Below are 17530 nucleotides of genomic sequence, written 5' to 3' on the forward strand. Positions count from 1 at the left end.
ATCTCACCTTTTGGGTTAGTTTTTTTCATTTTATCTTCTATAGTAGATTTATAGTTTCACAGCATGTCCGCCGTCAAAAAAGTACAGCCAAATCTCGCTGACCGGTTCGCCTAAAATATCATTCAGCGCCTTGCTGTACAGCTCCAGCTGAAACCGGTACTTTTCCTTCAGCCCGTCCAGTCCGCCTTCATGCTCCAGCACGGCATCACTTTTATAATCCAGCAGAATCAGCCGTCCCTCCTCGCGGAACAGACAGTCAACCACCCCTTGAATCAGCACTGCTTCGTCAAGCGTCCGGCGGCCGTTGTCCATCGAAAGATTAGACAGCTCTCTGTCAAAATAATCAAGTCCCCGGTAGGCTTCGCCTGCCGGAACCATATAACTGAACGGCTGCTCTCTGCGCTTCCATGATGCTCCCAGCAGTCTTTTCCCAAGCTCACCGGCGTAAAAAGCCTCCACTTCGGCAAGGTCAACCGCCTCCGCCTGCTCACCGTTCAGAATAGCGACCCGGGTCAGATGGGCCATCACAGCTTCCAGAACAGCACGGTCCACAGGCCCGTCCAGCGGGACATGCTGCATCACCGTATGGTACGCCGTTCCACGCTCTGCCTTTGACAAGCCCCGCTTCTCCATAAACTTTGGACGCCGTAAATGGAGTCTCTCCGCCAGTGCAATACTGCGGCCAGACCCGTTACCCCGGCTTGCAGAATACCCTTCTTCGAGCAGGTCATAGGAAGGCTGTTCCTCCATAGACAACATGGCCTTCAGCTCCGTCACCGATGTTTTGGCCGGAATGCCGGATGCTGCCGCGTATGGATACTCCCATTTCAGTCTTCCGGAGATTTCTGTTTCATCCGTTGTTCCTAGTGAACGCAGTGCACTGCCCGTGCGAAGCGCATCCTGGACAAGCCGCCGTTCTTCACTTTTTGCAGCATCATCCGCCGTGCCGGCAAAAGAACCTGACCCAAGTCCGGAAGCAGCCAGCACAGAGATGCTCCAATTGGAAGCATCACCATGCAGCACTGTTGAGACAGTACCTTCCGCTCCCGCCAGCTTGCGCAGAATAGCTGCGCCGGGATGACGGATTAGAGCAGGGCCAACCCAATCCAGATAACTGCGGCCCCGGGCCAGCAGATGGTCGGCCAGCAGCAGTTCCTCGCGGCCCTGCATACCCGTCCAACCTGAAACGGCACGCGGCAAATCTCTTACTGTGCCGACGAGGATCATTTTGTCTCTTGGGCGGGTTAACCCGACGTAGAGCACGCGCATTTCCTCCGCCAGCAGTTCCAGCCGCGAGCGGCGGTTAATAGCCAGATAGGGGAGAGTCGGATAGCTGACACGCGTCTCCCGCTCCACAAACCGCGGGCCGAAGCCCAGCTCCTTGTGCATCAGGAACGGGGAATACAGATCCTGCCGGTTGAAGGGCTTAGCCATCCCGGCCAGAAAGACAACCGGGAATTCCAGGCCCTTGGATTTATGAATCGTCATGATTCTGACGCCACCGGCTTCCTCGCCGCTTCCCCCGGCAACACCCAGATCGCCGCCGTTCTCCCTCAGCCGGGAGATAAACACCAGGAAGCGGAACAATCCGCGCGCGGAGGTATCCTTCTCGAACTGCACCGCCCGGTCGTACAGTGCTTTTAGATTGTTCTGACGTTGAAATCCGCCGGGTAGTCCGCCCACCCATTCCAGATAGCCGCTCTCGCCGTAGATGCGCCAGATCAACGCACTGAGACTGCCCTGACGGGCTGCATTTCTCCACCCCTCTAATAATGCTGTGAAAGCTTGCAGTTTCTTCCGCAGTGCAGGGGGAATCTGTGATACCGCTGCTTCATCGGCTCCCCATCCGGCGCCGCCTAATTGCAGCCCACCGGTTACACCACCGGATTCAAATTCTTCTGCGGAAGCTGCAGAAACGTTATTAAGGGGGGATACAGCCGCAGCAACCTCAGCCGCAGCAGTAAGCTCCTGTTCAGCCATAGTGACTTCACCGGTACTGCCCATAGCCGAGTCACCTGCAGCCGCCATCAGGGCATCATAGAAAGAACCCGGGCTGCATAGACGAACCATTGCCAGCTCTTCCTCACTTAAATTGACTACAGGTGAGCGCAGCACCCCCGCCAGCGGAATATCCTGACGGGGATTATCCACTACTTGCAGCAGCGACAGGGCAATTTCCACTTCCGTTGCCTGGAAATACCCCTTGTTCTGATCGCCGTAAGCCGGAATGCCTTCCAGGCGGAGCTCCTCGATCATCAGCGGTGTCCATATCCGCGCAGAACGCAGCAAAATAACGATGTCGCCGTACACTACAGGACGCATGATACGCAAGGACTTGTCATAGATAAGCAGCGGCGCGCCACCGGTCATCCCGGTCATCTGCGAGATGCGCCGGGCAATGGCCCGCGCTTCCAGCTGCGCCGTCTCGCTCTCGATGGCTTCGCTCTCCTGGGGAGGAAGCTCCCCGTCTTCAGCAGCTTCCTCCATGCGGCCCGCCGGTGCAGTCCCCCGGTCAATCAGCAGCAGCTCCGGCGCGAAATAAGTATCCGGCCGGTTCTCCTCTGCTCCGGGGAAATTCGCCCCGTAGACCAGTTCGGCACGCTCATCGTAGCTGATCTCTGCAACGGTGCTGTTCATGATCTGGCGGAAAATCATATTGACGGCATTCACAACTTCCATCCGGCTGCGGAAATTACGCGCCAGATCGATCACCGAGCCCCGGGCTGCTGCTGCTCCGCCCTGCTCTTTCTCATCTCCGAGAATCCCCTCTCGGCCAGCCCCGTTATTTGACGTACCAAAGCTGAGATACTTATCCAGAAACAGCCCCGGCTCCGCCAGGCGGAAGCGGTAAATACTCTGCTTCATGTCGCCGACCATAAACCGGTTGCCCGGCGATTCGCGGGAGATAAGCCGCACGATCTCTTCCTGTACGCTGTTCGTATCCTGGTATTCATCCAGCAGTACCTCGTCGAACTGCTCGCGGTATTCCATTGCCGCATCCGATGGCAGCGAATGGCCCGGCGCAGAATCAGGATGGCGCAGAATCTGCAGGCAGTAATGCTCCAGATCGCTGAAATCGACCAGACCGCGGCCTGCTTTCTCAATCCGGTAACGTTCACCGAACTCGATGACCGTCTCAGCGAGTTCCTGCATCAGCGGAGCCGCCTCATGCAGCTCCGCCAGAAAAACCTCGGCTGGACGCCCAAACAGCGATTTTTGCAGCTCCAGCAGGCTCTTCTTCACATTGTCCCGCAGCTCCTTGACCGTCTCCTGCAGTCCGGGATCGGTTGCATCCTTCTTGCAAGCCTTAAGCTTGCCAAAGGATATCTCTATGAATATATTATAGAGCTCTGCCCAGGGTTTATTTAGCAGATCATCCTGCAGCGCCCGGACCATTTCCAGATCCGCAGTCAGATTCTCCGCATAGGGAGCCGGTCCGCCGGGCTGCAAGGCGATTTCATGCCCCTGAATAAGCTGGCTGGCCGCGCCGTCCAGCGTAAGCTTCGCCTCGGCAAGAATACTCTGCACCCAAGCCGTGCGGCTCAGAGCTTCCGTGTCCGGCAGCGAGAAATCAGCCGCAGTATCCCTCAGCCATTGTGCCGGCCAGGGATGGCTGCGGGCAAAATCATGCAGCCGCTGGACCAGCGCGTGCACCGCATCATCGGTACGCTCGCCGCTGAACCAATCTGCAAGCTTTACGAAAATGCCATCTTCTCCGTCTTCAGAGACCTCGCCGTATTTCTCTTCCAGCAGCTCCTCCAGCAGCTCTTGGCGCATCATCTCCGCCTCGTGCTCATTCAGAATCCGAAATCCGGGGTCAATGGGGATCTGCTGATAATAACGCCGGATAACTTCCAGGCAAAAGGAGTGCAGGGTCGTGATCGACGCTCTCCCCAGCAAGGCAAGCTGGCGGCGCAAGTAGTCATTGCCCGCTGCTCCGCCCTCTTCCGCACCCTCTTGCTCCTCCAGCTTCCGCTCCAGTGCCTCGCGGATCCGCTGCCGCATCTCGGAGGCTGCCGCCTTCGTGAAGGTGGCCACCAGCAGCCGGTCCACGCTGAAGCCGTTCTCCTCATTGCTGATCTTGCGGATAATCCGCTCAACCAGTACGGCTGTTTTGCCGGAGCCTGCCGCTGCCGCAACCAGAATATCATCGCCGCTCTCGGCAATAGCGCGCCATTGATCATCGCTCCACAGGCTGCCTTCCGGCTTGGCCTCTATTTCAGCTCTACTACTCACGGCTTCTCTCCTCCTTTATGGGACAGCAGATCCCAAATCACATCTTTGCCCGGCTTGGCAAGATTGTTATAGCCATTGCCCTCCACAGCCTCGTCAAACTGGCATACCGGCCGGAAGGAACAGAACGTGCAGGCCGTTTCCTGCTGAATCCGGTATGGCTGGATCGCCACATCGCCTTCCGTAATCCGCGTTCCGATATCGGAAATATTGCTCCGCACCGAGGACAACAAATGGCCCCACTGCTCAGGCGTGGCTACAGAGGCGCTGCTGTAAAAGCTGCCGTCGCTCTTCAGCGCTACCGGCACAATTGAGGAATGCCCTTTATCGATCGTAGTATCCATCAGTGAAACGACCTCACGGTCCGCAGTCAGCAGACCCTTCATTTTGAACCGTTTCAGAAGCTCCTGCTCCGCCTGCTCACGGTTCAACCCGTTTGGCGACGAGAGCAGCGGATCATGCACATGGAAATACAGGGTTCCTGCCGGAAGCGCAGCCTTGCCCAGCCACTGCTCGGAATAGGTGAGCAGCACATCGAGATAAGTCAGCATCTGCAGCGACAGCCCATAGTACACCTCATGCAGCTTAAGATCCTTCTGGCTTGATTTATAGTCGATAACCCGCAACAGAACTCCATGCTCTCCTTCGGCCATATCGACACGGTCAATCCGGCCCACCACCTCCATTACACAGCCGTTAGGCAATGTAATTCTCAGCGGCGGGAGATCTTTACCCGGGCCAAAGTCCAGCTCCAGCCCCACCGGCTCGAAGCTGCCCCGGCGGGCATGCTCGCCGAGGATCACGGAAGCGCGGCCGACAATATTCTTCAGTTTGCGGGAAATGTATCCGTAGCGTTTGCTGCTCATCAGAATTTCGCCCTGCAGGAGCGGCGACAGCTTGTCTACGGTCTCTCCGGCTTCCCGGCGGCATTCCTCAGCCGTCAAGCTCCCCCAGCCGCGGCCCTGCTCCTGCAGCCGCTTGGCCATATCGCTGAGCGCGGCATGGAAGAGCTGTCCAATATCCGGCGCCTGCAGCTTATAGAGCTGGCGTTCTTTCAGCCTTAAGCCGTATGAAGCAAAATGGGAGAAGGAGCAGGCAACGAACTTCTCCATACGCGACACGCTGCCGCGCAGTGTTCTGCCTCCGTATAGACGGAGGCTGGTCTCCCGCTTGAGCGGAATGCCGTCATTGCGGTAGAACAGCGAACCCAGCAGCTGCTGCAGCTTCGGACTCCAATACTCATCCTCCGCGAACCAGTTATAGACATCCCACCACAGTCCGGGGATTTCCACTCCCTGCCGCCACTGGCGCAGCTGCATAATCAGCATGCGCAGACTTTGTCCGGGGTGCCCCACAAAGCCCAGGTGCAAAGCTTCACCTGCATCGGCTTTGTCAGGAGATACCGCTGCGGGGAATCCGGAAAGGGACCGTTCTTGCAAAGCATCCGGGAACATGCCATGCAGCTGGCGGATGATTTCCGAAGGCAGCAGCGCTTTGCCCTCATCATCGGCTGTGGCATAGCTGATCCACAGTCTGGTGCTGGCCGTTGTCAGCGCGCCATAGATCAGGAAGCGCTCATCGAGCAGCTTGCGCGAGGATCCCGGAGCCAGCTCCATTCCGTTGTTCTCCAGCAGCAGCCGTTCTCCCTCAGACAGGATGCCGTCCTCTTTGAACTGTGCAGGGACAACCCCTTCGTTGAATCCCAGCAGGAAAGCATATTTCACACCTGAAACCCTCGTCCGGTCCATGCTTCCGACCAGCACCTGATCCAGGGCAGGCGGAACCAAACCCATCTTAAGCTCGCTGAGTCCGGTCTCCAGCACCCCGGCAAACAGCTCAAATTCCATTTTCTCCGATCCCATCATTTCCGCGATCTGATCCAGCAAATCGAGCACTGCATCCCATAGCTGGCTGTGTTCCCGCGCACGTTCCGGCTGTCCCAGCTCAAGCGCCTCTCTGCTCAGCTTCTCCAGCTTCCGGGCGGTATCCGACTCCCGGAGCAGCAGGTACACCGCTGTACATAGCTCCAGACCGCTGCGGCTCTTCTTGACTCTTTTCTCAAAAGCATACAGCGGACCGGTAATGCACTCCCGGCACCGCTCCATTTTCAGAAGCAGCTCCTCATCCACAATCCGGCTGCCTTCCAGCGAAAGACTGGGGATTCCTTTCCAGGAACGTCCGTCGGTCCACCGGTATCCATGGATGCCGCAGGCCAGCACATAATTCTCCAGCGCGTCCATATCCTCGCGGGTAATACTGCCGTCAAGCGGAAGCAGAAGCTCGGTCTTCACACAGCGGAACACATCCTCATACCGCCAGCGGCGGCGCACCACATCAAGTGCAGACCGTACAAACTCCACCAGCGGATGATGCAGCTCATTCACCTTCTGGTCCAGGAAGAACGGGACGCTATAGTCTTGAAACAACGGGGTAATCAGCTGCTCATAATCTGAAATATTGCGCATAAATACAGCCATCTCGCCGTACTCCGCCCCTTCATCCCGGGCCAGCCTGATCATTTCACGCAGCGCACCCTCGACCTCTGTTCTATGCGAGACTGCAGCGCTGACCGTGATGGCTTCCGCAGCCTGCCCGATATCGCCGCTCCAGCGGCTGCGGCGGTGAAATCCGCGCTCCAGGTGGGCCAAGGCCGGACTTCCGGCGAAACGCGGAAGCACAGGCGGCGCCAGCAGCTCGTCCCAGACCGCAAGGCCCAGCTCTTCGGCCATCCCGCGCAGCTTGATATACGTAACTGCGGAGGGGTGAAACAACTCCAGTTCATGCGGCTGCAGCCCCGTTGGATAAATCCGGTCAAGCGTAAGGGCCACTGTCACCCTTGATGCATGCTGCATCAGCTCGCGCAGCACCATAAATTCCTGCGGGGTAAAACCATGGAACCCGTCTACCCATATCTCGGCTTCTCTTATGTAAGAGGAATCCGCAATATGCTCCGCCAGTTCAGCCAGCCGGTCTTCCTGATCTATATACAGCTGTGACATTTCCTGCTCCAATTCGCTGAATACGATATGCAGATCATCCAGCTTGCCGGCCAGAATCGGACTGCTTCCTATGGCCTCGCGCATTCTTGCCAGCTGTTCTTCCAAATCGGAAGCGCCCAGGCAGCAGCGTTTCAGCTCGGTATGCAGTGCGCTGAGCCGTTCCACAAAGCCAGGTCTGTCGCTTGAAGCGCCGAACAGCTTCAGTTCTTCCTTGCGGCGGTTGATGATCTTGTATATCAGCATTTTTTTGCCTTCTTCGCTGATGGGCAGACTGGTGCTGCCCCCGGTCTCCTGCCTTACCCGGAATGCAAGCCGCGAGAAGCTCAAGGTCTGGGCCCGGATGCTGCCCTTCACGCTGCCTGCTGCCAGCAGGCCTCTCTCCGCCCCGAACGAGCCCTGCTCCGGAACAAGTACAATGATCGGTGCGCCCAGCGGCTCAGACTCCAGCTTTGAGGATACCGTTTCCCATATTCTTGTTGTCTTGCCGCTGCCCGAGCGGCCTATCAAAAAGTTTACCGTCATTGCAGTAGACTCCTTCCGTGGCCAAATCTATGAATACAACCGGTATTAAATTTCTAAACCCAGTTGATGAATCCGTCCCAACATTATAGCATATCTCTTCCAAACGGAACATACGTTTGCCATTGTTTTCAAGTTTCAGCGGATGGATATCCGCATGTACAGCACAAAGAGACTGCCGCGTTTGTTAGCTGCAGCAGTCTATTGATCATTCACGGTAATATTCACAACTAAGCATGGTCCAGCTTCACTTCCTGCTGCCCTCCCCTTTCTTCATCAGCAGCGGTTCCAGCCACCGGGCCGCCTCTTCTTGGGAGGAGAACGCCAGAATGATTATCAATGAAAAGCGAAAAAAAGAGCCTCTTTACAGAGACTCCCGCAGAGCCGGCCTAGGGGCCATGTTCGTTATTTCTTGCTGCGCACTTCGAAAATTGCGAATTTCAGATAATGCCCTTCGTCGACACCGAGAATTTGCGGGTGGTCTTTCCCCGCGGCCCGCCATTCAATCAGTCTGAGGACCTTACCGGCATCCTTCGCCGCTTCAGCAATGGTATCCAGGAACAGTTGCGGCTGCATGTGGTAGGAGCAGCTTGCCGTCACCAAATAACCGCCCTCATTGACCAGCTTCATGCCGTGCAGGTTAATATCCTTGTAACCACGGCAGGCACCGGCAACAGCGCTTTTGGTTTTGGCAAACGCCGGCGGATCCAGAATGACGACATCCCATGTGCGTCCGCCGCCAGCGGTCATCGGCTTCGCCGTATCGGCCTTGGCCGCCGGCTTGGCTCCTGTCTTCGCCTCTCCTGCACCGGTTGCCCGCTCCGTCCGCTCTTCCAGCCCTTTGACCTGATTGCGCAGAAAAGCAAAAGCATCATCCACCACAAATTCCACACGGTCCGTGAATCCGTTCAGTTCCACATTGGCCTTGGCGCTTTCGATCGCGTGCGCGGATACGTCGAGGCAGGTAACCTTTTTGGCTCCGTATTTGCAGGCATGCAGTGTGAAGCTGCCCGTATGCGCGAAGCATTCCAGCACTGTCGCACCGTCCCAATACGGGAAGGTGACCGGCTTGCCGCTTTTGTTCACCGGCAGGGTCTGAACCAGACCTTCATCCGTCTCGATCTCCTGCAGCGTAATTCCACTGCGGCCGCCCCAGCCTTTGATCAGAGGAGCGATGGAAGCTCTATTCTCGCGCTGGTCGAAAAAGTAGCCCGTCTTCTGGCCTTCCTCGATATCCACGATTACCTTCAGACCGTTCTCGCTTACAGTAATGTGGCGCGGACATTCCCCGTAGAGCACTCCGGTTCTTTGCTCCAAACCTTCCAGCTCCCGGACACTAACGTCACTGCGCTCATAAATCCCGCGTGGATTCATCACTTGCACCAGCGCCTCCACAATCTCGGCGCGGCGCAGATCCATGCCCAGCGTCAAGAGCTGAACGACAAGAATCTCGCCGAAACGGTCAATAATCAGACCGGGCAGAAAATCAGCTTCGCCGTACACAAGCCGGTACGCGTCTGCTTCCGGCAGAAAACGTTCCCGATGCTGCAGGCAGCTTGAGAACCGCTCTGCGAAAAAGGCCGTATCCATGACGGCCAGCGGACTCTGGGAGAGAATTCTCACCCGGATTTGCGAAGCCGGATTATAATAACCTGCACCCAAAAAACGCCCCTGGTGATTTAGCACATCCACCAATCCGCCTGCCTGCGGATCTCCATCCACCGAGGCCACCTCGCTGGCGTAGACCCACGGATGACCCTGCTCCAGTCTTTTCTTGCGGTTTCGTTCCAGAATAACCGATGCCAATGACTTCAACTCCCTGTTCTTGTTAATGATTTCATACATGTCCACTGCAATGCTTTCATATATTGGTGTACAACCCCCGTTCAAAGGAGCCTGTCCTTATGATCCGTGACCTGCTGTTCCCTATTATATATGGTCTAGTTATCTTTCTTGCAGGCATGAAGCTTATGGAAGCCGCGCTGTCGCGGCTTGCCGGCCCCCTGCTGTCGCGGGGCCTGCATAAGGCCACATCTACGCCAGTAAAAGGCCTCATAGCCAGCAGCCTGCTGTCGGCACTGCTGCAGAGCAGTACTGCTGTCACGGTGCTAACCATCGGCATGGTCAATGCCGGCCTGCTAACCTATGCCCGGACCCTGGGCATCATTCTTGGCAGCAACATTGGCACCTGCTTAACCACCGAGCTGATCGGACTGCAGATCAGCACGATGGCCACGCCGCTGCTGGCCGCCTCGCTCTGCGTCTGGGCCGCGGCAGTCATGATCGGCGAGCTGCCGCCTTACTCCTGGCGGGCGGCGGAAGCCAGCCGCAAATTCTCCGGGCCGCTCCAGTTCATCAGCCTGGCGGTGGCCGGCTTTGCGCTTGTCCTATGGGGCATCGCCGTCATGCAGTCGATCAGCCACGCGCTGCAAGCCAGCGGACTGTTCCGCTGGTTCCTTGGCCATGCTGCCACAAGCGCTCTTTGGGGGCTTGCCGCCGGAGCCTGTCTGACCGCAATGCTGCACAGCAGCGCGGCGGTCATCGGAATGGCGATGGGCCTGGCTTCCACCGGCGTGATGCCGCCGGAGCTGGGCATCGCCATCGTGCTTGGCGCAAATGTCGGCACCTGTGTCACCGCCGTAATTGCCGCAATCGGCGGCTCGCCTTCCGGGGTATTCGTCGCCTGGTCGCATGTGGCGCTCAACGTCGGCGGCGCACTGCTGTTCCTGCCCTTTATAGGGCCGCTACAGAGCCTCGCCGCCTGGATCGGCGGCGGTCCCGCCGCACAGCTCGCCCATGCCCAGACGATCTTCAATGTGGTCTGCTCGCTGTTGGCTCTCCCGTTGTGCTACCTTCCCTTATGGTCCAGGCTGGAAAGCCGGCTCCAGCCGTGAGAACATACGCATGGCCGATCGGGCTATCCCCGGACGCATGCGCTATCGCTGTACTATTATACTTCAATTGAGCCTTGACATCTAATGCAAAGACGAAATGTCGAGCGCACCAGAAAAAAAAAGAACTGCAAAGTGCCCCAAGGCGGCATTGCAGTTCTTTGGTCTTTCTTTGATTTTGCATACAGCAGTTTGTTGCTGCTACTTGACTTTAACCGAAATTGTCACGGTCTTGTTATTGTATTTGCCTTTGAAAGAAGTGCTTCCCTTGGCCAGCGCTGTGATGCTGCCTGAGGAGAGCTTGGCTACAGACGGCTTCGAGTTGGTCCAGGTTATCAGACCAGTCACGTCTGCCGTTTTACCAGTATCATACAAGGCGGTTACCACAACGGTCTGTTTGCCTCCCGGAGCCATATTCAGGCGTGATTCATTCACTGTCAGCTTGGTCAGCTTGGGAATCACGTTGACCTTGAGGCTGACGTTAATACCCTGATAAGATCCCGTTAACGTAGTTGTGCCTTCAGCCACGGCCTTCACGGAAGCGCCCTTGACAGTCGCTGCTGCCGGATTGGAAGATTCCCAATTAATCGTATTCGAGAAGTTGGCTGTTTTTCCGTTGGAGTAATAAGCTGTTACTTTTACCGATTTGGAGGCTTTAATGTTCATCTCCAGCGATGCCGGCTCAACTTCAAGCTTGGTAATCTTTTGCTCAATGGTCACCGGAATGGTGATTGTCTTGTTGGCATAGGTCCCTTTTAGGCTTGCACTGCCCTTTACCAATCCTCTGACCGTTTTTCCGCTTGTGCCTGATTTGATCACGGCATTCGTGCCCGTAATCTCCCAAGTAATCTTGTCGGAGGCCTCACGCTCATCGCCGTTTTCCATAACTACTTTAACTGAAGGCATAGCCTTCTCTTCGCCTGTAACAACCACCAGGTTGTCCTCAGGCCCGATCAGCACCAGCACTTTATCCAGAACAGTAAGCTTATATTCAACGCTCTTGTTGCGGATGTCCGCTTTTGAGGCACTGACGTTGCCTTCTTTAATTTTACCGATCAGTGTAACTGTACCGGCTGCTTTACCTTCAATCTTGCCATCCTTGATGGTAGCAACTTCTGCATTGTCAGAAGTCCACTCTATCTCCTGGCTCAGTTCAAGTTTGGTACCGTCGAGCTTGGTGCCATTTACCTTAGGCAAGCTTAAAGTGTCGCCTTTGAACATTTCCTTTTCGGACTTTTCATTCTCTGCTTTCTCAACCTCTATGGCCGTGATGGTCGGAAGCACTTTCAGCTTAATCTCTCTGCTGACACCTTTATACTCCGCTTTGATAGTAGAGTCGCCCACACCCCTAGCCGTAATGTCCGCAGCGTCTGCTTCGGATTTGGCTGTGGCTACCAGTTGATCACTGGATGTCCAGGTGGCGTTCTGGGATACATTCAGCGTAGAGTTGGCAGCATCTCTGACTTCAGCCTTCACATCCAGCACTTCACCCATGAACAGCTTCTGTTCCTTGGAAGGCGTCAATAGAATCGCTTCATACGACGAGCGGACGTATACGTCTACGGAAGCTTTCACACCCAGATAAGCAATCGTGATTACAGTCTTACCCGTAGCCAGAACCTTGAGTTCTCCGTTCTTGACGGTAGCTACAGCAGTATTTGAAGAACTCCAGTCGACTTTATCCGTCACGTCCTCAGACTCCGCTTGGGTAGCGGCTTTGGTAGTTGCCGTCAGCTTAATCGCGCTATCCCCCATAAGGGTCTCGACATCCTTCACAACCTTATCGTTCTGTTTGATGTCGATGTCGGTAAAAGCCATTTCAACTTCTGTCTTATATGTAGCCGTCAGGCCTTTGTATTTCGCAGTGATCGTTACCTTACCTTCTTTAAGAAGGTTGACTTTACCGTCCGATATTGTCAATACATTAGTGTCAGAGCTGGACCATTCAACATCTTTCGTAACATCAGTCGCTTCGGTGATGGACTTTCCTCCGAGTACCTTAGCTTTGATAGTCCGCTTCTCTTCACTGTCTCCCAGCTTATAGTTGCCTTCTTTATGCTCAATCTTCAAATCCTTGAATGGATGAGTCACAGAAACTTCAATCGTAGTAAGCATGCTATTATAAGTAGCTGTAATAATAGCTGTGCCACTGTCAAACGGCGTCAAAAGGCCGTTTACAACCTTTACAGCAGTGGTATTGGAAGAATTCCAGGTCACCGCACCCGTTACATCTCTCTTGGAAGAAGAACCTTCTACATTGGCGAACACCTTCAATTGCTTCGGTGTCTGGCCGACTACGAGATCCAATTTGGCCGAACTCTCAAACTCAATCGAGTTGATATCTCCCTTTTCTGCAAAGACACTTACCGGAAATACTACGGTAGCCAGCAGCGCTATGATGAGAAGCAACTTCGTCATTTTCCTGTTCACAGTCATCATTTCTCTCCTTCATTGTGATGTTATTCTGGGAGGGTACATTCCCACACTCTTCCACTACTATCGACATTTAGCACTGAAGACTTTAACTTTTCTTGAAATCAGGGGTCTTAAAAGCCCAATTAGGGACTTTATAACCAGTGTTTCCCATATGTTCCAGTACCAGCGCCTCATGTTGAAATTCAGAATGATTCGCATACGCGCGGCAGGCTCTTATGATCCAGTCTGCCGCAAACATGTCCCCCAACAAACAACAAGGACTTCATCCCTTGCAGGGGACGAAATCCTTGGTTCCAAGCTGTATTTATTGGCGGACCGCCTGTTTCAGGCCAGCTTGTGACATGCCAACCAGAGTCCCGCCGCACTCGTTGACGCCAGCTTCCGTAATCTTCACCTCACACAGCTGTCCCTGCAGCGAATCATCGCCGCTGAAGAAAACCTGCAGGTAATTGTCGCTGAAGCCGTGCTGTGTGCTGCGGCCCGGGGCCCCTTTGGCCGACCGTTCAGGAATAACGGACAATGTCTTGCCGACGAACCTGCGCGCATAGGCAAGCTGCATCTCCTCGGAGAGGTCGATCAGTTCCTGTACGCGGACGTTCTTAATTTCCTCGTCAACCTGGTTCAGCATTCGTGCCGCCGGGGTGCCTGTGCGCTTCGAATACGGGAAGACATGCATCTCGGAGTAATTCACGGCCTTCATGAAATCATAGCCGGCGCGGAACATTTCCTCGGTCTCGCCGGGGAATCCGACAATAACGTCGGTGGTGATCCCGACATCCGGCATCGCCTGGCGGATCAGCTCCATCTTGGCATAATACTCTTCGGTGGTGTATTTGCGGCGCATCGCTTTGAGCACCTCGTTATGTCCGGCCTGCAGCGGAATATGCAGATGGCGGCACATCTTGGAGCTGCGGTTCAGCACCTCAAGCAGTTTTTCGTCAATCTGGCTGGCTTCAATCGAACTGATGCGTACCCGCTCCAGCCCGTCCACCTTGTCCAGCTCCCACAGCAAATCGGCGAGACGGTAATTGTCCAGATCGTCACCATAACCTCCGGTATGAATTCCGGTCAGGACAAACTCCTTATAACCGGCCTCCACCAGCTGATGCGCCTGGGCGACAATCGATTTCGGATCGCGGCTGCGCGACAGCCCGCGTGACCATGGAATGATGCAGAAGGTGCAGAAGTTGTTGCAGCCATCCTGGATTTTCATAAACGCCCGCGTCCGGTCAGCAAAACCCGGCACATCCAGCTCTTCGAATTCACGCGTCTTCATAATGTTGCGGACGGCATTCACCGGCTGGCGGGACCCCTGGATATTTTTGACGTGAGTCATAATCTGTTCACGGTCCTGGTTGCCGATCACGAGATCGACCCCCGGAATATCAAGGATCTCGCCGGGTGAGGTCTGCGCATAGCAGCCCGTTACGGCGACGATAGCCTCCGGGTTGCGGCGCACGGCGCGGCGGATCATTTGGCGGCTTTTCTTGTCGCCGGTATTGGTTACCGTACAGGTGTTGATTAGATATACGTCGGCGGGCCCTTCGAAATCAACCTGCTCGTAACCTTCATTTTTGAATAGCTGCCAGATGGCTTCAGTGTCATAGAAATTCACTTTACAACCTAAAGTATAAAATGCTACGGATGGCATTGTTCAAGCTCCCCCCATTTCTCCGGATTCATACAGGATGCAGGCTGCAGCGACCATGCCGGCCGTCTCGCAGCGCAGAATACGCCGCCCAAGGCCTACCGGTACCGCTCCGGCCTCTTCGGCCGCGAGGCATTCCTCCGGGCTGAAGCCGCCTTCAGGACCGACAACGATCATTACCCGGCCCGGCGATTCCGGCGCCAGCGCAGACAACCAAGGTGCGGCGGCACTCCGCAGCTGCAGTCCTTCTTCCTTCTCATAACAAAAGTAAACAGCATCATAGTCGCGGAAGCTTTGCAGCAGCAGCTTCCAGCTCAAAGGCGCATGCACGGCCGGCACTATATTACGGTGTGCCTGCTCCGCTGCCTCCTTGCAAATCTTGCGCCAGCGTTCCAGCCTCTTATTCTCCTTGCGCTCGTCATACTGCACTATTGTGCGCTCTGAGAGGAACGGGGCAAAGGCCACCGCACCGATTTCGGTGCACTTCTGAATGACGGTCTCCAGCTTGTCTCCCTTCGGCAGACTCTGGGCCACCGTAATCTTGATCCGCGGCTCATGAGTCATCTCCAGAGATTCCAGTATGTTCACTATAATCTCGCCGATCTCAATCGAAGAGATCTCCGCCAGCGCCTCGCGGGAAATGCCGTCGCTGACAATTAGCTTGTCTCCGGCTTTGCCGCGCATCACTTTAGCAATATGGCGGGCATCTTCGCCGTCAATGGTTACCTGTTCCGGGCCGAACTGCTCCGGTGCTACGAAATAACGCTGCATCTTCATCCTCATCCTGTCCATTATTCAGCGTAAAAGCGGCGGCGGTCCTGCTGTTCAGGTCTCCAGCCGCCGCTCTACGCACTTGTAAACCGTCTAAAAATTCACATTACATCATACAACGTTTGCCTGCCTGTGAACAGCCCCTGTTCAGGCTTTACCCTCCGAACAGATTGAAGAACAACCTGAAAAAGTCGTTCCCTATTTGCAGTGCCCAGCTGTTCAGCGGTTCGATCGTATAGGCACGCAGGCCGGGGATAATGATGATAAGCAAAAAGATAAAGACCGTCCACTGCTCATACTGCTGTAATTTTGCACGGACCGGACGTGGTGCCACATCCTCTACGATCCGGTAGCCGTCCAGCGGAGGCAGCGGAATTAAGTTAAACAGGAATAGGAAGAAATTAAATTGAATGAACATGCCAAAGAACCAGTACACTGCCCGCAGCAGCTGTTCATTCGTAATGGACTCAATGGCGCCGCTGGCATGCAGGGCGGCATACACTAGAGTACCGAGAATACCGAGCAGCAGATTGCTGATCGGACCGGCCGCAGACACGATAACCCCCATCAGCCGGGGGCGTCTGAAGTTGTCGCGGTTCACCGGAACCGGACGTGCCCAGCCGAAGCCGGCAATGAGCAGCAGGATGATACCGAATAGATCGAAATGCACTGCGGGATTAAGCGTCATGCGGCCCAGCAGCCTTGCAGTTGGGTCACCAAATTTATTGGCAAAATAGGCATGGGCGAATTCATGCACAGTAAATGCGATCACCAGGGTAATCAGGAAAAACGGAAGCTGCTGCAGGGGTACTACTAAAATTTCATCCAAAAAATCCATTTCTACCTCTTTCCGGCTGTAAAGGCCACCCAATCTTCTTCACGGGATACTTCCTTAATCTCAAACCCGGACGACTCCAGCGCCTGCGCCACGAGCCCTTCCTTATCTTTATAAATGCCGGAGGTGATATAGAGGCCACCCGGCTGCAGGGCACGGTAGACATCATCGGTGAACAACACGATAATCTCTGCCAAAATATTGGCGACCACAACCTTCACCGGCAGTGTGACACCAAGACTGTCTTCAGCTTTTGGCTTTGCCGGAACAGCCTGCTGCGAGTCCGTATGACCGGCTCTTGCCGATGGCCACATATCTCCCGCCGCCGTATCTGCCGCTCCTTCACCGCCGAGCAGTGACAGCAGGTCGCTTTCTTTTACCGTAATGGAATCCTGCAGCCGGTTCAGCGCCACATTCTCACGGGCACTTTCCACAGCCACCGGATCCAGATCCAGCGCCAGCACAGACTTGGCACCCAGCAGCACCGCGCCTACAGCAAGAATGCCGGAGCCCGTTCCAACGTCAATCACTTCCTCATCACCGCTGATATGTTTCTCCAGTGCCCGCAGGCACAATGCTGTCGTTGGATGCGTTCCGGTTCCAAATGCCATGCCGGGATCAAGCTCAATAATTTTTTCTTCCGGGCCGGCAGGGGTATATTCCTCCCAGGTGGGCTTAATCGTCAGCCGGTCCGATACGCGAAGCGGCTTGAAATACTGCTTCCAGGCATGCGCCCAATCATTTTCATCCACAGTTTTCCACGAAATCAGTGCTTTACCGGGATCAATCCCGAACTCTCTCAGCTCTTCGATCCGTGGAGCCAGCTCTTCGATAATGGCATCCATCGGGACGGTTTCGGCATAATATCCTTTAATCACCGCTTCCCCTTCAGGGATATCATTCAGCGGCTCGTCGTATAATTCACCATAACGTGTATCCCGTACCTTATTCAGGGTTCCGGATTCCTCGATGGAAACACCGCCTGCCCCGGCCTCATACAGCAGATTGGAAATCATCTCCTGCGCCTCTTCTGTTGTATGTACTGTCAGTTCATGCCATAACATCTTTGTGGATCCTCCTAAAAGTTTTGTGAGCGCAGCTTACGTGGTTATTCTTCGAGCAAAACTGGCTTCGGAAGCATACACTAATAGTTTGTGAGCGCTGCTTAACAGTATACCATTTCTTCCCCGGGTAGCGC

9 protein-coding genes are annotated in these 17530 nt (G+C 55.1%); 1 reads left to right on the forward strand and 8 read right to left on the reverse strand.

Features of this window, described 5'->3' with window-relative positions; all coding sequences use genetic code 11:
* Positions 1 to 48: 48 nt before the first annotated feature.
* From NSS79_RS26650 to NSS79_RS26660, 3 genes are all read right to left on the reverse strand, one after another.
* Entirely contained in the window at positions 49 to 4236 is a 4188-nt protein-coding gene (locus tag NSS79_RS26650; RefSeq protein WP_342436826.1) for a UvrD-helicase domain-containing protein, read from the reverse strand.
* Complete coding sequence (gene addB, locus NSS79_RS26655) at positions 4233 to 7754, reverse strand: helicase-exonuclease AddAB subunit AddB (protein WP_342436827.1); 3522 nt, start codon at positions 7752 to 7754, stop codon at positions 4233 to 4235. Before addB ends, NSS79_RS26650 begins: the two co-directional genes overlap by 4 nt.
* Positions 7755 to 8156: 402 nt before the next feature.
* Positions 8157 to 9557, reverse strand: coding sequence for a class I SAM-dependent rRNA methyltransferase (locus tag NSS79_RS26660; RefSeq protein WP_342436828.1), 1401 nt, complete (start codon positions 9555 to 9557; stop codon positions 8157 to 8159).
* A 98-nt stretch (positions 9558 to 9655) separates the two neighbouring features.
* Here NSS79_RS26660 and NSS79_RS26665 point away from each other — a divergent pair, with 98 nt between their 5' ends.
* On the forward strand, positions 9656 to 10645 hold the full coding sequence (locus tag NSS79_RS26665; protein WP_342436829.1) for a Na/Pi symporter: 990 nt from the start codon (positions 9656 to 9658) through the stop codon (positions 10643 to 10645).
* Positions 10646 to 10843: 198 nt separating this feature from the next.
* Here the strand turns inward: NSS79_RS26665 and NSS79_RS26670 are convergent, their stop codons facing one another.
* The 5 genes from NSS79_RS26670 to prmA form a co-directional block, all read right to left on the reverse strand.
* On the reverse strand, positions 10844 to 13078 hold the full coding sequence (locus NSS79_RS26670) for a hypothetical protein (protein WP_342440446.1): 2235 nt from the start codon (positions 13076 to 13078) through the stop codon (positions 10844 to 10846).
* Between the two features lie 304 nt (positions 13079 to 13382).
* A complete protein-coding gene (gene mtaB, locus NSS79_RS26675; protein WP_342436830.1) occupies positions 13383 to 14729 on the reverse strand; it encodes a tRNA (N(6)-L-threonylcarbamoyladenosine(37)-C(2))-methylthiotransferase MtaB in 1347 nt (448 codons plus the stop codon).
* 3 nt (positions 14730 to 14732) lie between these two features.
* Positions 14733 to 15497: an RsmE family RNA methyltransferase gene (locus NSS79_RS26680; RefSeq protein ID WP_342436831.1), complete on the reverse strand. Its 765-nt coding sequence runs from the start codon at positions 15495 to 15497 to the stop codon at positions 14733 to 14735.
* Positions 15498 to 15651: 154 nt separating this feature from the next.
* Complete coding sequence (locus NSS79_RS26685) at positions 15652 to 16335, reverse strand: site-2 protease family protein (RefSeq protein WP_342436832.1); 684 nt, start codon at positions 16333 to 16335, stop codon at positions 15652 to 15654.
* A gap of 2 nt (positions 16336 to 16337) precedes the next feature.
* On the reverse strand, positions 16338 to 17396 hold the full coding sequence (gene prmA, locus NSS79_RS26690; RefSeq protein ID WP_342436833.1) for a 50S ribosomal protein L11 methyltransferase: 1059 nt from the start codon (positions 17394 to 17396) through the stop codon (positions 16338 to 16340).
* Between the last annotated feature and the right edge of the window lie 134 nt (positions 17397 to 17530).

It is taken from the genome of Paenibacillus sp. FSL L8-0436 (assembly GCF_038593025.1).
In the GTDB taxonomy this organism is placed as follows: domain Bacteria; phylum Bacillota; class Bacilli; order Paenibacillales; family Paenibacillaceae; genus Paenibacillus_AQ.

Coding starts and splice junctions, on each gene's coding strand:
- addB (WP_342436827.1), bottom strand. CDS start 7,754: ATGACGGTAAACTTTTTGATAGGCCGCTCGGGCAGCGGCAAGACAACA.
- NSS79_RS26665 (WP_342436829.1), top strand. CDS start 9,656: ATGATCCGTGACCTGCTGTTCCCTATTATATATGGTCTAGTTATCTTT.
- NSS79_RS26670 (WP_342440446.1), bottom strand. CDS start 13,078: ATGACTGTGAACAGGAAAATGACGAAGTTGCTTCTCATCATAGCGCTG.
- mtaB (WP_342436830.1), bottom strand. CDS start 14,729: ATGCCATCCGTAGCATTTTATACTTTAGGTTGTAAAGTGAATTTCTAT.
- NSS79_RS26680 (WP_342436831.1), bottom strand. CDS start 15,497: ATGCAGCGTTATTTCGTAGCACCGGAGCAGTTCGGCCCGGAACAGGTA.
- NSS79_RS26685 (WP_342436832.1), bottom strand. CDS start 16,335: ATGGATTTTTTGGATGAAATTTTAGTAGTACCCCTGCAGCAGCTTCCG.
- prmA (WP_342436833.1), bottom strand. CDS start 17,396: ATGTTATGGCATGAACTGACAGTACATACAACAGAAGAGGCGCAGGAG.